Source organism: Alsobacter ponti, assembly GCF_024294805.1.
In the GTDB taxonomy this organism is placed as follows: Bacteria; Pseudomonadota; Alphaproteobacteria; order Rhizobiales; family Beijerinckiaceae; genus Alsobacter; species Alsobacter ponti.
The window spans coordinates 127,682-141,063 of sequence record NZ_JANCLU010000009.1; the positions used below are offsets into that span (position 1 = coordinate 127,682).

The following is a 13,382-nucleotide window of genomic DNA, read 5'->3' on the forward strand; positions in this document are numbered from 1 at the left end:
CGTTGACATTATCGTCTAATCGTATACGAAATTTGACGAGGGGCAACGGCTGGGGACTGTCAGCGAATGGATGCAGCCAGCGCGGGCGACAAGACGCCGCTGCTCGACATCGCCGGGCTGTCGGTCGCCTTCGCGGGCATGACCGTTGTCGACCGGGTCACGCTCACGCTGGACGACGGCGAAGTGCTCGGCATCGTCGGGGAATCCGGCTCCGGAAAGAGCGTGACGGCGCAGGCGACGATGGGGCTGCTGCCCGACGTCGCGCGGGTGACGGCGGACCGCCTGAACCTGATGGGAGAGCCTTTGCTGGGCGCGGGCGAGAAGCGGCTGCAGCGCCTGCGCGGCGCGGCGATGAGCATGATCTTCCAGGAGCCGATGACGGCGCTGAACCCCGTGCTCACTATCGGCCGGCAGATCGGCGAAACGCTGTTGCGCCACGGCGCGGTGACGGCGGGACAGGCGCGCGCCCGTTCGGCCGACCTGCTGTCGCGCGTCGGCATTCCGTCCCCCCGCGAAAAGCTCGACGAATATCCGCATCAGCTGTCGGGCGGCATGCGCCAGCGCGTCATGATCGCCATGGCCATCGCCTGCCATCCGCGGCTTCTGTTCGCGGACGAGCCGACCACCGCGCTCGACGTGACCATCCAGGCGCAGATCCTCGAACTGCTGCGAGAACTGCAGCAGGAATACCGGATGGGCATCGTGCTCATCAGCCACGACCTCGGCGTCGTGTCGTCGTTCGCGGATCGTGTCGCGGTGATGTACGCGGGCCGGATCGTCGAGGACGCGCCCGCCGCGTCGCTGTTCGCGCGGCCGGCGCATCCCTACACGCGCGGGCTTCTGGCGAGCCGCCCGTCGGCCAGCCACGACACGCCGCGCCTCCAGGCGATTCCGGGAACGGTGCCGCCGCCCTTCGACCTGCCGAGCGGCTGCCGGTTCCGCACGCGCTGCGCCCTGGCCCAGCCCGCTTGCGCGCAGCTCGACCCGCCGCGCCTCCAGGTCGGGCCAACGCACGGCGCGGCATGCCTCACGCCGCTGGCGGAGGCGGCCGCGTGAGCGAGGCGCCGCTTCTCTCTGTGCGCGGGCTGGGGAAGACGTTCCGCCGGCGCGGGCGCGGCTTTCTCGCGCCCGCCGTGGAGGTCCGCGCGGTGGAGGGCGTGAGCTTCGACATCGCCAAAGGCGAGACGCTGGGGCTCGTCGGCGAATCCGGCTGCGGCAAGACGACGACAGGGCGCATGGTCGTGCGCCTCCTCGAACCCAGCACGGGGTCGATCCTGTTCGACGGCGTCGAAATCTCGGCGCTCGCCGGCAAGGCGCTGCGCGCGCTGCGCCGCGACTTGCAGATCGTGTTCCAGGACCCGATGAGCTCGCTCAACCCGCGCATGACCGCGGGCGAACTGATCACCGAGCCGCTCGTCGTGCATGGCGTCGGGGACCGGGTCGCGCGCGACAAGCGCCTGCGCCAGCTGCTCGGGCTCGTCGGCCTGCTGCCGCACCACGCCGCGCGGTTTCCGCACGAGTTCTCCGGCGGCCAGCGGCAGCGCATCGGCATCGCGCGCGCTCTCGCGCTGTCGCCGCGCTTCCTCGTGCTCGACGAGGCTGTGTCGGCGCTCGACGTGTCGATCCAGGCGCAGATCCTCAACCTGCTCGAGGACCTGCGGAGTGAATTGTCGCTGACCTATCTCTTCATCTCGCACGACCTCGGCGTCATCCGGCACATCTGCGACCGCGTGGCGGTGATGTATCTCGGCGAGATCGTCGAGATCGCGACCCGAAGCGCGCTGTTCGCGACGCCGAGGCACCCCTACACGCAGGCGCTGCTCGCCTCCATCCCGGAGGTCGGGGAGGGCAAGCGGCGGTTCCAGCCGGTGACGGGGGACGTGCCGAGCGCCAGCAATCCTCCGCCGGGCTGCCGCTTCAACACGCGCTGCCCCCACGTCTTCGAGCGGTGCCGCGCCGAGCGCCCACCGCTGGTGGAGGTGGCGCCGGGCCACGCGGCGGCCTGTCATCTGCTCACGCCGAGCGCGACGACTTCAACCGGGAGCCTCCAGGCATGACGCGACCCAATATCGTGCTGGTCTTCTCGGACCAGCAGCGCATGGACTCGATCGGCGCCTACGGCAATCGCTTCGTCGAGACGCCGAACCTCGACGCCATGGCGGAAGGCGGCATGCGTTTCACCCACGCTTTCACGCCGTGGCCGGTGTGCACGCCCGCGCGCGGCACGATGTGGACGGGGGCCTATCCTCACGCCCACGGCCTGATCGACAACGTCTACGGCGTCGCCAACGCGTTCGACAGCCCGGCTTCGCTTCTGCGCGAGACCGTGTTCGACAGGATGAAGGCGGCGGGCTACCTGACGGCGCACTTCGGCAAGTGGCATCTCGGCGAGGAGCAGCCCCGGTTCTTCGACGTGTGGGAGGAGTGCTTCAACTCCCGCTTCGGCCACTGGATCGACGGCAAGCGCGACGGCGTCTACCGCCCGGACCGCCAGACGGACGCCTGCGTCGCCTTCCTGCGGCGGCAGGCGACGAGCGAGCAGCCCTTCGTCATGGTGCAGAGCTACTACCCGCCGCACGATCCCTATACCGCGCCGTCGCGCTACTACGAGCCGTATCGGGGGCGCGGCGTGCCGTTCGCCGGCTACTACGCCGCCGTGACCGCGCTCGACGCGTGCCTCGGCCGCATTCGCGACACGCTGCGGGACACCGGGCTCGATCGCTCCACCCTCGTGATCTACTACTCCGACCACGGCGATACGTTCTGGTACCGGCGCGAGGGCGAGCACAAGTTCGTCTGCCACGACGACGCCATCCGCATCCCCTTCATCGCGGAGGGGCCCGGCGTACCCCCGGGCAGCGTCTGCGATCTGCCGGTGGGCTTGCAGGACCTCGCGCCGACGCTGATCGAGCTGGCCGGCGGCCGCGCTTTGTCGCCGATGCACGGCGCGAGCCTCGTCCCGCTGCTGCGCGGCGAGAGGCCGGCCTGGCGGGACGACTATTACGTCGAGAACATCACCCACATCAGCAAGATCGAGCAGCGCTGCGTGCGCACCGCCGACTGGAAGCTCATCGCCAGCGGAACCGGCCAGCACGAGCTCTACAATCTGCGCGACGATCCGGAGGAGGAGCTCGACCTGTTCCTCACGCCGCGCCCGGACGGCGAGTTCCGCCGCTTCGACCACTTTCCCGATTTCGCGCGCGAGATCGACGGGCTGGCGGACCGGATGGTGCGCCACGCCGAGGCCATGGGCGACGACTGGGGCGCGCAACTCGGCCGCCGGGTCAAGGCCGAGATCGCGCCGCGCCTGGCCGCTCTCGCGGGCGGAGGCTGAAGGCCGTCGCGCTCAGCCGCCGTCGAGCCAGCTGTCGGCGGCGGTGATCGGGAATTGCAGCGTGCTGCGCGGATGGGTGCGACGGGCCCATTCGGCCAGCAGGTTCTTCTCGCGGCGGCGCATCGCCACCTCGCGGGCGATCGCGTCGGCGTCCCAGCCGCGCAGGACGCGCGCTTCGAGGTCGCGCCGCAGGTCGGCCAGGGCCGGGTCCTCCGCGAGGTCGCGCAGTTCGTCGGGGTCGGCCGCGAGATCGAAGAGCTGGGGCCGCTCCCCGCGCGTGACGACGAGCTTCCAGCGTCCCGCGCGCACCATGCGCTGCTGCACGGTCGTCGGCCCGGTCCATTGCGGCGTCTCGTCGGTGACGTACTCGCTGTAGGTCTCGTCTAGCCACGGCGCATCCGGATCGGCCGCAATACCGAGCAGGCTGCGCCCGCGCGAGCGGGGCAGGGCGGGCGCGCCCGCGGCGGCGATGAAGGTCGCGCCGAGGTCGACGAGGTTGACGACGCGCGGGCAGCGCGCGCCCTCCGGCAGGCGGCCCGGCCAGGACAGGATCAGCGGAACGCCGACGGACTGCTCGTAGAAGCAGTTCTTCCAGAACAGCCCGTGCTCGCCCAGCATTTCGCCGTGGTCGGACGTGTAGGCGACCAGCGAGTCGCCGCCGAGCCCGGCCGCGTGCCACGCGTCGAGCACTTCGCCGATCATCGCGTCGAGCCGGCGCACCAGACCGTAATAGGCCGTGCGCGCCCGGATCACGGCTTGCGGATCGAAGTCCTCGATCCCGCAGGCGCGCCGCCACGCGGCGGTGGCGGGGTGCTCGCGATCGGGGTCCGGCCGGCCGAGGCGCGGCGGCCCGACGCGGCCCTCGAACAGGTCGAAATCCTCGGCGCGGGCGACGAACGGGCAGTGCGGCAGGACGAAGCTGACGGTGAGGAACACGGGCTGGGTCGAGCCCGCCTTGCGGGCCCGCGCGATCTCGGCGATGCGCTCCAGCGCGGCGGCGACGGCGGCGCGGTCGACGACCTCGTAGCCCGATTGCCCGCGCCCCGAGCGCTCCAGGCTGACGCGCGCAGGCCCCTGCGCGCCTGCCAGCACGCCGAGATCCTGGCGCGGCGCGCCCGGCCAGTTCGGGCTGCAATCGCCGACGTCGCGCTCGGCATAGCCATGCAGCTGGTCCGGGCCCACCGAGTGCATGCGCCCGCACAGGACGGTGCGATAGCCGGCCGCGCCCAGCGCATGAGCATAAGTCGGCCGGTCGGAGCGCAACTGGTCCTCCAGCGTCCAGCAGCCCTGCTCGTGCGGCCACTGCCCGGTCAGCATCGACATGCGGCTCGGCGTGCAGATCGGGGAGGGGCAGTAGGCGCTGTCGAACCACACGCCGGACCGGGCGAGCCGGTCCAGGTTCGGCGTCACGGCGACGGCGTCGCCGGCGTGCCCGACGACGTGGCGGGCGTGCTGATCGGAGTAGAAGAACAGGATGTCGGGCTGCGGCCGCCCGGCCGCTTGGGACTGTTCCGGCATCGCCTTTCTCCTGTCGGCCGCGCCGGGGCCGCGTTCCGGCTCAGGCCTCGGGCGTGCGGTAGAGCGTGCGGCCGCCGACCCTGATCTCGACGTCGACGCGGTAGCGCCGCAGCGCCTCGGGGCTCACCTCGACGGCGAGGCCCGGAGCGTCGGGCGCGCGCACCTCGCCATTGGCGTCCGGCGTCAGATGCGTCGCGGTGAGGTCGACCGCCAGCGACTTCGGGGCGACCGGGTACTCGCAGATGCGGTGGCCCTCCAGCCCGGCATAGGGCTGCAGCGAGGCCGAGAGAGCGAGGTGCGACGTGAAGGTGTGGTTGACGTAGGTGACGCCGCGCGGGGCGGCGTAGTCCGCCACCTTCTTCGCCGGGCCGATGCCGCCGATGCGCCCGCAATCGATCTGGATGTATCCTACCTTGCCGTAGTCGATCAGGTGGCGCGCCATGAACGTGTTGTGCGCCCCTTCGCCGCCGGCCATCTTCACGGTCCGGCTGCGCGCCGCGAGCGCGCCGTAGGCCTCCAGCGCGCTGGCGTGGAAGGGCTCCTCCAGCCACGTGGCGCGCGCCTTTTCGAGCGCCGGCAGGCGCAGCGCCGCCCGCTCGACGTCCTCGCCGAAGATCTGGCCGACATCGACCAGCAGGATGCCGTCCTCGCCGATGCCCTCGCGGGCAGCGGCGAAGTGGTCGGCGTCCGCCTCCGGCGCGCCGCGCCCGATCGGCCCCCAGCCGTACTTGACCGCGCGGAAGCCCTTCGCCCGCGCCTTGCGGCCGAGCTCCAGCGTCTCCTGCGGCGTGTCGCCGAAGAGCTGCGAGGCGTAGGGCGTCTTGGCGTGCGAGGCGGCGTAGCCGAGGAGCTTCCACACGGGCTCTCCGCGCGCGCGGCCGAGCAGGTCCCACATCGCCATCTCGACGCCGGAGAAGGTGTGGGCCGCCTGCAGCAGGTCCATGCTGTCGTATTCCACCAGCGCCGCCATGCGCGCGATGTCGTCCGGCCCCTCGAGACGCTGGCCCAGCACCGAATCCGCGACGGGGCGGCAGACGCCGTGCGACATCGGGCAGACGAAGGCGGCGATGGAGGGCAGCGGCGCCGCCTCGCACTCGCCCCAGCCGACATGCCCGCCGCCGGCGACCCTGACGACGAGCGCATCCTGGCTGCCGTCGGCCTCGGTCGTCACCTGCGGCATCGAGAGGTAGAAGAAATCGACGGCCTCGATCTTCATGGCGGCGTGTCGCCCCTTTCCGTGCGTATGCGGGATGGCGGCGAGCGTCAGCCCTGCCTGGCGTAGACGACGGGGCGGGGGTGGAATTCCACGCCGGGGTCGAGAGGGTACATGGGCCGCATGCAGATCGTGTGGCCCAGGGTCGGCAGATTGTTCGACGTCGCCCCCGGGATGTCGATGTTGAAGTTCTTCTCCACCCACTGGTCGTACATGTGGAACTCGGTGTGGGGGGACTTCACCACGATCACGTCGAAGTCCCGCGGGTCGAGGCCGTTGGCGTAGTACATGGCGCGGTCGAACAGGCTCAGCGTCTTCGAGAACACGACGACGGTGAAGGTGCCGAAGGTGAGGACGGCGGTCGGCCCGGCGTCGAGGCCGGTCTTCATCGTCTCCAGCCGCGCGCGCCCGTCGGAGAGCAGCTTGACGCGCGCGCTCACCCGCATCGGCTTGAAGCGCTTCGGGTCGATGGCGCCGCCCAACGTCACGTCGATGGTCGCGCCGACGCCGGCTTCGTGCGCGGCCGCGGCGGCGCGCGGGTCGACGACCTGCGCCAGCACGCGCTTCTTCGTGTCCGCCCGCCGCAGCCCGTCGATGATGATGGCGCTGTCGCCCGTCGCGCCCGACGAGGTCGCGTCGGCCGCGTCGGTGAACACGACCGGCCCCTTGATCGTCTCCGCCTGCGCGATGGCGCGCTCCAGCGAGATGAACTTGCTCTGCATGCGGAAGCGCAGCGGCCAGAACTCCTCGGCGATGCGCGTCGCCTCGGCCTTGGCCGTCGCCTCGTCGCCGGCCGTGCACACGAGCACCTGGCTGCACAGCTCGGGCACGTCGGTGAACGGGTTGCCGATCATGATGCCGGCCGCCAGCACGGTGCCGTCGCGCTCGATGCGCTGCGCCTCGCGGATGAGGTCGCCGTAGCAGCCGGACTTCGTCACGCATTCGTCGCCGCGCGCCAGCGCCGGGATGACGACGCGGGCGATGCTGGTCTTCAGCTTCTCCTTGACGATGCGCACGAGCAGCCTGGCGGCGCGCTGCCCGGTGTCGGCGAAATCGACGTGGGGATAGGTGTGGTAGATGGCGAGCCCGTTGACCTGCTTGAGCATGCGGTCGGTCAGGATGCCGTGCAGGTCGAGCGAAATGACGATGGGCACGGCCTCGCCGACGATGCGGCGCGTCTCGCGCAGCAGCCAGCCCTCGGGATCGAGCTCGCCGTCCGCCCCCATCGCGCCATGCAGGGAGAAGTAGACGCCGTCGACGCCGCCCTTCGCGCCCGCCTCGATGGCCTGCACCATCTCGGCGGAGAGCCGCGCCCATCCGGCGGCGGAGAGCAGGCCGCCGGAGCCGGCGCGCGCCGCCATGGTCAGCACCAGGTCGAAGCCCGCCGCGCGGAGCACCGGCATGGCGCCGCCGAGCCCGGTGTTCAGCCCGTCCTGCGCCAGCATCTCGTCGCCGCGCTCGATGTGGAAGTTCTCGTAGCCCGACGGCAGCGGGTTGAAGGACGAGATCTCCTGCATGCATTCGACAACCAGGATCCGCGGGCGTTCGGCCATGGCGTTCTCCTCAGGATGGGTGGGATGGCGGCGCTCGCGCGTCGAGGTTCAGATGTGGGCGAACCGGGCTTCGTCGTAATCCTGCATCACGACGGCCACGCAGTCTCCGCGCTGGACGCGGCCGGGGCCCGACGACATCCACAGGAGGCCGGAGGCGCGGTGGACGACTTCGATGGGCGGGGTGTCGATGTCGTCGACGAAGTGCAGGAAGCCCGCCGTCTGGCCGGCCTCGATCCTTTCGCCGACGACCTGCCGGGGCTCGAACAGCCCGCCGCGCGGCGCGAAGGCGTAGCAGGAGGCGTCCCGCACCATCATGTGGCGCGTGGCGGGGCTGCCGTCACGCTGCACCGTCTCGGGCTTGCCCTCGATCACGCCGAGTTGCTTGAGGACGTTGCGCACGCCCCGCTCGCCGATGCGCACGCCCTCGACGCTGACGCGTCCCCAGCCGCCCAGCTCGGTGCCGAGCGAGACGATGCCGCGCCGCTCGACCGCCGAGGTGAGCGTCGCGCCCTCGTCGACGCCGCTGAACACCACGTTGAAGGGCGCGCCGAACGCCGCCGCCATCGCCATGGTGCGCTCGCGGATCGCCGGGTCGGGCAAATAATGCATGTTGGTCGACGGGGCCGAGTCGCCCGAGTGCCCGCACGTGTGCAGGTCCACCGACACATCGACCATCGGCAGGATCACGCCGTCCATGAAGTGGGCCAGCATCTCCGAGAACGTGCCGCGCGGATCGCCGGGGAAGCAGCGGTTCATGTCGCGGTTGTCGACGGGCGAAAGGCGGGTGTCGTTCAGCACGGCCGGCACGTTCACCGCCGGCATCATGATGACGCGGCCCTGCACCTGTTCCGGCCGCAGCTCCCGCGCCAGCCGAGAGACGGCGATCTGCCCCTCGTACTCGTCGCCGTGGACGCCGCCGGTGAGCAGCACGGTCGGGCCCGCGCCGTTCTTGACGACGATGACGGGGATTTCGACCACGCCCCAGCCGGACGTGTTTCGCGACAGCGGCGCGCGCGCATAGCCCGCCTGCCGGCCGGCCTTGTCGAAGTCGATCTCGCAGCGCACGCGGCTTGCGGGTTTTTCGTTCGCCATGGCCACCTCGACAAGCATCATCTCGGATCGTATGTTCGTATACGATATCGGATCGAGTCAAGCGAAGGGAGAAGCCTATGGCCGACGCGCGGCGCGCCCTCGGGCCCGTCACCATCACCCGTATCGAGGCCGCCCCGCTGTTCGGGGAGAGCCCCAAGGGCGGATGGTCGGCCGAGATCCGGCCCGAGGACTCGATCCACGCCATCATCGCCGTCCACACGGACGCGGGGATCACCGGCTATGGCAGCGTCTTCACCGACGGGCGTCTCGCCGAGGCGGGGCTGAAGGTGCTCGAGCCGCTCTATCGCGGCGAGAACGCGCTGGAGCCCGAGCGGCTGTCCGAGAAGCTGCACCAGAACACGTTCTGGATGGGGCGCGGCGGCACGCTGACCCACACGATCAGCGGCATCGACATCGCCTGCTGGGACATCCTGGGCAAGGCGACCGGATTGTCGGTGGGCCGCCTGCTCGGCGGCAGCCACCGGCGCAAGGTGCAGCCCTATTGCTCGCTGCTGATGGAAGAGCCCGACGCGATGCACGGGATCGTCGCCGGCTATCGCGCGCAAGGCTTCCGCGCCTTCAAGATCGGCTGGGGCCCGTTCGGCCGCGCCAAGGACCACGGGCTCGACGAGGCCATCGTCGCCGCCGCCCGCGACGCGGCGGGCAAGGACTCGCAGCTCTTCGTCGACGCCGGCGCGAGCGACGCCTATTGGCCGCACGGCCTGAAATGGGCGCTGCGGACGGCCGACATGCTGGCCAGGCACGAGGTCGGCTGGTTCGAGGAGGCCGTGAAGCCCGACGCGCTGGAGGATTTCCGCACGCTTCGCCGCGCCAGCCCCGTGCCGATCGCCGGCGGCGAGGTGCTGACGAGACGCCAGTCGTTCATCCCGTGGATCGTCGGGGGCGCGTTCGACATCGTCCAGCCGGACGTCACCAAGGTCGGCGGCATTTCCGAGCAGCGGAAGATCGCGTGGCTGGCCTATGATTTCGGCGTGAAATATATCGGCCACGGCTGGAACACCGCCCTGGGCGTCGCGGCGGACCTTCAGCTCGCCTCGGCCTTCCCGGATTGCGATCTCGTCGAGTTCATCGGCGGGAGCCCTTATGTGGACGGCATCCTGGAGACGCCGTTCGCGCTCGACGCCGAGGGCTTCCTCGAAATTCCGGACGAACCAGGGCTCGGCGTGCGCATCGACCGCGACAAGATCGCGCGCTACACGCCCGATCCCGCGCCCCTGTTCGCCTGAGCGCCATGAGCGCTCCCGTCCGGATCGCCGTCGCCGGCGCCGGCCTGATCGGCCGGGCTCACATCCAGCGCATCGTCGCCAGCGGCGACGCAAGGCTGGCGTCGATCGTCGATCCGTCTCCGGCGGCGCGGGCGCTGGCGGCGGAGCTCGGAGTCCCGGTCCACGATTCGTTGGAAGCGGCCCTGGTGGGCAGCCCGTTAGACGGGCTGGTGGTCGCCACCCCGAACGCGCTGCACGTGCCGTATGGACTGGCGGCGGTCGAGGCCGGCATTCCCATGCTGATGGAAAAGCCGCTGTCCGACGACATCGCCGGCGGCCGGCGTCTCGTGGAGGCCGCCGAGCGCGCCGACGTTCCCGTCCTCGTCGGCCACCACCACCGGCACAGTCCCCTGATCCGCCGGTCCAGGGAGATCGTTCGGTCGGGCGAGCTGGGCCGCATCACGGCGGTGCACGCCATGTGCCTGTTCAAGAAGCCGGACCGGGGCTACTTCGAGGGGGCGGGGGCGTGGCGGCGCGAGCCCGGCGGCGGCGTCATCCTCATCAACCTCATCCACATCGTGGACGATTTGCGCAATCTGTGCGGCGAGATCGCCTCGGTGCAGGCGGCGGAGGCGAACGCCGCGCGCCAGTTCCCGGTCGAGGACACCGCCGCGGTCATCCTGCGCTTCAAGAGCGGTGCGCTGGGCACGCTGCTCATCTCCGACTCGGCCGCTTCGCCGTGGAGCTGGGAGCTGACATCAGGCGAGAACAAGGCGTATCCGCAGACGGACCAGGCCTGCTATTTCGTCGCCGGCTCGCGGGGCTCGATCTCCGTCCCGCGTCTCGAGACGTGGACGCACGAGGGCGAGGATTGGTGGTCGCCGATGCGCGGCGCACGCGTCTTCGCGCCTGAGGCCGATCCGCTCACGCTGCAGATGGCGCACTTCGTCCAGGTCGTCCGTCGCGAGGCCGCACCCGTGATCGACGCACGCGAGGGACTGCGCACGCTCGTCGCGACGCTCGCCGTGAAGGAGGCCGCGGCGAGCGGGGGCGTGATCGACGTCGAGCCGATCTAATCGCCACAACCCGCCGCGACGCTCAGGCGCCCGTCAGCCTCGTGGATCCCGGCTGGGACAACCAGGACAGCCACATCGCGGCGCTCCAGGAGAAGCCGTGGCCGCCGAGGCCCATGGCGGTGCGCGGGTCGAAATATTCACGAAAGCCGTTGGTCGCCAGCATGGCGGCGGAATCGTCGGCGATGCGCGCGGCGATGTCGTCCAGCCCGTGGGCCGCGAAGCCGTCCGCGATCATGCGGTTCACCACCAGCCAGACCGGCCCGCGCCAGTAGCGCAGCGGGTCGAAGCCCGGGAAGCCCGGATCGCAGCTCGCGACGCCATAGGGCAGACGGTCCCACCAGCTCCGGGCCAGGCTCGACATGGCTTCCACGTCGTCGGGCGTGGCGAAGCGCGCGTACAGGGGCAGGAAGCTCGCGGATGTGGGGCAGGGTGCGAGTTCGCCCGTGCGCAAGTCGAGCGACCGGTACGTGCCGTCCGGCGCCCTGAGGCGTGCGGCGGCGGCGTCCGAACGCGCGATCCAGCGGGCCAGCGTCGCGGCGTCCTCGCTCCGGCCCAGCTCCTCGGCGAGGGCGAGCAGGTCCCTGTCGGCGCGCGACAGGATGCACTGCACGCCGAGGTCGCAGACGCGCATCGAAAGCCCCCGGGAGACGGCGATTCCGTCCCAGCCGAGCGCCTTGGCTTCCTCCACCAGCGTCATCACGCGGTCGTAGAAATCGTCGGTGGGCCGCTCCGATGGGTCGACGGCCTTGTTGTCCTTGCGCAGAGCGCCCACGGACACGGTCGGCGCGACCGCCGCGAGCGGGGCGTCCCAGTCCGGAGAATTGTCGCGGCCGCTTTCCCACGGATGGGTCACCGTCACGAGCCCGCTGCCGTCGGGATCGCGGGTTTCGTGCCACCAGCGATGCCACGCCATCAGCTTGGGAAACAGCGCCGCGAGCCGGTCACGGACGAGGCTTCTGTCGACGGCGCGCTCCCACAAGAAGCGCGCGGAGGTGGCGGCGACGGGGGGCTGGGAGATGCCGGTCGTCGGCGGCTGGTGGCGCGTGCCCCACGCCGTCGGCCCGGGGTAATAGTGGTCCGCCGGCGTGTGGAAGACGATGCTCGGCACCATTCCGTCGGCCCACTGGCCCAGGAACAGCGTCTCCAGCTCCCGCCAGGCCCGATCTTCGTCGAACATGGCGAAGCCCATGGCGACGAACGCCGAATCCCAGTTCCACTGGAAGGGGTAGACGCGTTCGTTCGGCACCGTGTAGCCGCCCCGGTCGTTGGCGGCGAGGATGCGCCTTGCTTCCTGGTCGAGCCGGCGATGCGTTTCGGGGGTCATGCGTGTCCATCCAGTGCGAGGCCGCTGTCCTGCGACATCCAGGCGATGCGGTCGGGGTCGGGGCGCAGGCCGAGGCGGTCACCGGCGTGCACCGACGCGGTCGGCGGAGCCACGACGCGGACAGGACAGCCGGCCGCGGACCCCGTGAGGAGAAGGTGCGAGCCCATCGGCTCGGCGACCTTCACGACGAAGGTCATGCCCTCGTCCGGCGGGACGAGCTGGACGTCCTCGCCCCGGAAGCCGAGGAGCAGGTCGCCATCCGCCGGCGGGCGCAGGTCGAGCGCGTCGAGACGGGCGGAGCGACCGCTGGCCGTCACCTTCACGAAGTTCATCGGCGGGGAGCCGACGAACCCGCCGACGAAGGTCGAGGCCGGGCGCGAATAGACGGTCGTCGGCGCGTCCGCCTGCACGATCCGCCCCTGCTGCATGACGGCGATCCGGTCGGCGAGGCCCATGGCCTCCGTCTGGTCGTGGGTGACGTAGAGCGTCGTCGTCTTCGCCTCGCGCAGCACGCTCTTGAGTTCGGCGCGCATCTCAAGCCGCAGCAGCGCGTCGAGGTTCGACAGCGGCTCGTCCATCAGCAGCACGGCGGGCTCGACGGCCAGCGCGCGCGCGACCGCGACGCGCTGGCGCTGGCCGCCCGAGAGCTTGGCGGGGTAGCGGTCGAGATAGGGCTCGATCTGCAGCAGGGCGGCGGCGCGGCGCACCTTGCGCTCGATGTCCTCGCGCGGCTTCTTCTGCATCCGCAGGCCGAAGGCGACGTTGTCGAACACGGTCATGTGCGGGAACACGGCGTAGTTCTGGAACACCATCGCCAGGCCACGGTCCGCCGGGCGCAGGTCCGACACGTCCCGCCCTCCGATCCGCACCGCGCCCGAGCTTCGCGTCTCCAGCCCCGCCACGATGCGCAGGAGCGTCGTCTTCCCGCAGCCCGAGGGGCCCAGCAGCGCGACGAACTCGCCGTCCGCCACGTCGAGGGACACGGAGTCGAGCGCGAGCGCCCCGCCGAAGCGCTTGCCCACGCGTTCGATCTGGATGCCGGCCAT

The 13,382-nt window shown here is 70.9% G+C and carries 11 protein-coding genes; 5 read left to right on the forward strand and 6 right to left on the reverse strand.

The window, feature by feature from the left end:
• The first annotated feature begins 66 nt into the window (after positions 1-66).
• Genes NK718_RS11305 through NK718_RS11315 form a run of 3 tightly spaced genes read left to right on the forward strand, consistent with a single transcriptional unit; the run spans position 67 to position 3,334 of the window.
• Positions 67-1,056 (forward strand): ABC transporter ATP-binding protein, encoded by a 990-nt coding sequence (locus NK718_RS11305; protein WP_254741941.1) that lies wholly within the window; start codon positions 67-69, stop codon positions 1,054-1,056.
• Complete coding sequence (locus tag NK718_RS11310) at positions 1,053-2,057, forward strand: ABC transporter ATP-binding protein (protein ID WP_254741944.1); 1,005 nt, start codon at positions 1,053-1,055, stop codon at positions 2,055-2,057. The genes NK718_RS11305 and NK718_RS11310 overlap by 4 nt, the downstream gene beginning before the upstream one ends.
• Entirely contained in the window at positions 2,054-3,334 is a 1,281-nt protein-coding gene (locus tag NK718_RS11315) for a sulfatase family protein (protein WP_254741947.1), read from the forward strand. Before NK718_RS11310 ends, NK718_RS11315 begins: the two co-directional genes overlap by 4 nt.
• 12 nt (positions 3,335-3,346) lie before the next feature.
• Here the strand turns inward: NK718_RS11315 and NK718_RS11320 are convergent, their stop codons facing one another.
• From NK718_RS11320 to NK718_RS11335, 4 genes are read right to left on the reverse strand one after another with little or no spacing between them, the layout of a single operon-like run.
• Entirely contained in the window at positions 3,347-4,852 is a 1,506-nt protein-coding gene (locus NK718_RS11320) for a sulfatase family protein (RefSeq protein WP_254741950.1), read from the reverse strand.
• A gap of 40 nt (positions 4,853-4,892) precedes the next feature.
• Positions 4,893-6,068 (reverse strand): mandelate racemase/muconate lactonizing enzyme family protein, encoded by a 1,176-nt coding sequence (locus NK718_RS11325; RefSeq protein ID WP_254741954.1) that lies wholly within the window; start codon positions 6,066-6,068, stop codon positions 4,893-4,895.
• A gap of 47 nt (positions 6,069-6,115) precedes the next feature.
• The gene (locus tag NK718_RS11330; protein ID WP_254741957.1) at positions 6,116-7,618 is read right to left on the reverse strand and encodes a M81 family metallopeptidase; all 1,503 of its coding nucleotides are present in this window, start codon (positions 7,616-7,618) and stop codon (positions 6,116-6,118) included.
• Between the two features lie 48 nt (positions 7,619-7,666).
• Positions 7,667-8,710 carry a succinylglutamate desuccinylase/aspartoacylase family protein gene (locus NK718_RS11335; RefSeq protein ID WP_254741960.1) on the reverse strand — a complete coding sequence of 348 codons (1,044 nt, stop codon included), beginning with the start codon at positions 8,708-8,710 and terminating at the stop codon, positions 7,667-7,669.
• Positions 8,711-8,787: 77 nt separating this feature from the next.
• On the opposite strand from NK718_RS11335, the gene NK718_RS11340 reads away from it, so the two are divergent.
• Positions 8,788-9,957, forward strand: coding sequence for a mandelate racemase/muconate lactonizing enzyme family protein (locus NK718_RS11340; protein ID WP_254741963.1), 1,170 nt, complete (start codon positions 8,788-8,790; stop codon positions 9,955-9,957).
• A gap of 5 nt (positions 9,958-9,962) precedes the next feature.
• Positions 9,963-11,012 carry a Gfo/Idh/MocA family protein gene (locus tag NK718_RS11345; protein WP_254741966.1) on the forward strand — a complete coding sequence of 350 codons (1,050 nt, stop codon included), beginning with the start codon at positions 9,963-9,965 and terminating at the stop codon, positions 11,010-11,012.
• Between the two features lie 22 nt (positions 11,013-11,034).
• Here the strand turns inward: NK718_RS11345 and NK718_RS11350 are convergent, their stop codons facing one another.
• Both NK718_RS11350 and NK718_RS11355 read right to left on the reverse strand, forming a co-directional pair.
• Positions 11,035-12,336: an amylo-alpha-1,6-glucosidase gene (locus tag NK718_RS11350; protein WP_254741969.1), complete on the reverse strand. Its 1,302-nt coding sequence runs from the start codon at positions 12,334-12,336 to the stop codon at positions 11,035-11,037.
• Positions 12,333-13,382, reverse strand: coding sequence for an ABC transporter ATP-binding protein (locus NK718_RS11355; protein WP_254741972.1), 1,050 nt, complete (start codon positions 13,380-13,382; stop codon positions 12,333-12,335). Before NK718_RS11355 ends, NK718_RS11350 begins: the two co-directional genes overlap by 4 nt.

Coding starts and splice junctions, on each gene's coding strand:
- NK718_RS11350 (WP_254741969.1), bottom strand. CDS start 12,336: ATGACCCCCGAAACGCATCGCCGGCTCGACCAGGAAGCAAGGCGCATC.
- NK718_RS11325 (WP_254741954.1), bottom strand. CDS start 6,068: ATGAAGATCGAGGCCGTCGATTTCTTCTACCTCTCGATGCCGCAGGTG.
- NK718_RS11330 (WP_254741957.1), bottom strand. CDS start 7,618: ATGGCCGAACGCCCGCGGATCCTGGTTGTCGAATGCATGCAGGAGATC.
- NK718_RS11305 (WP_254741941.1), top strand. CDS start 67: ATGGATGCAGCCAGCGCGGGCGACAAGACGCCGCTGCTCGACATCGCC.
- NK718_RS11335 (WP_254741960.1), bottom strand. CDS start 8,710: ATGGCGAACGAAAAACCCGCAAGCCGCGTGCGCTGCGAGATCGACTTC.
- NK718_RS11345 (WP_254741966.1), top strand. CDS start 9,963: ATGAGCGCTCCCGTCCGGATCGCCGTCGCCGGCGCCGGCCTGATCGGC.
- NK718_RS11315 (WP_254741947.1), top strand. CDS start 2,054: ATGACGCGACCCAATATCGTGCTGGTCTTCTCGGACCAGCAGCGCATG.
- NK718_RS11340 (WP_254741963.1), top strand. CDS start 8,788: ATGGCCGACGCGCGGCGCGCCCTCGGGCCCGTCACCATCACCCGTATC.
- NK718_RS11355 (WP_254741972.1), bottom strand. CDS start 13,382: ATGGCCGGCATCCAGATCGAACGCGTGGGCAAGCGCTTCGGCGGGGCG.
- NK718_RS11320 (WP_254741950.1), bottom strand. CDS start 4,852: ATGCCGGAACAGTCCCAAGCGGCCGGGCGGCCGCAGCCCGACATCCTG.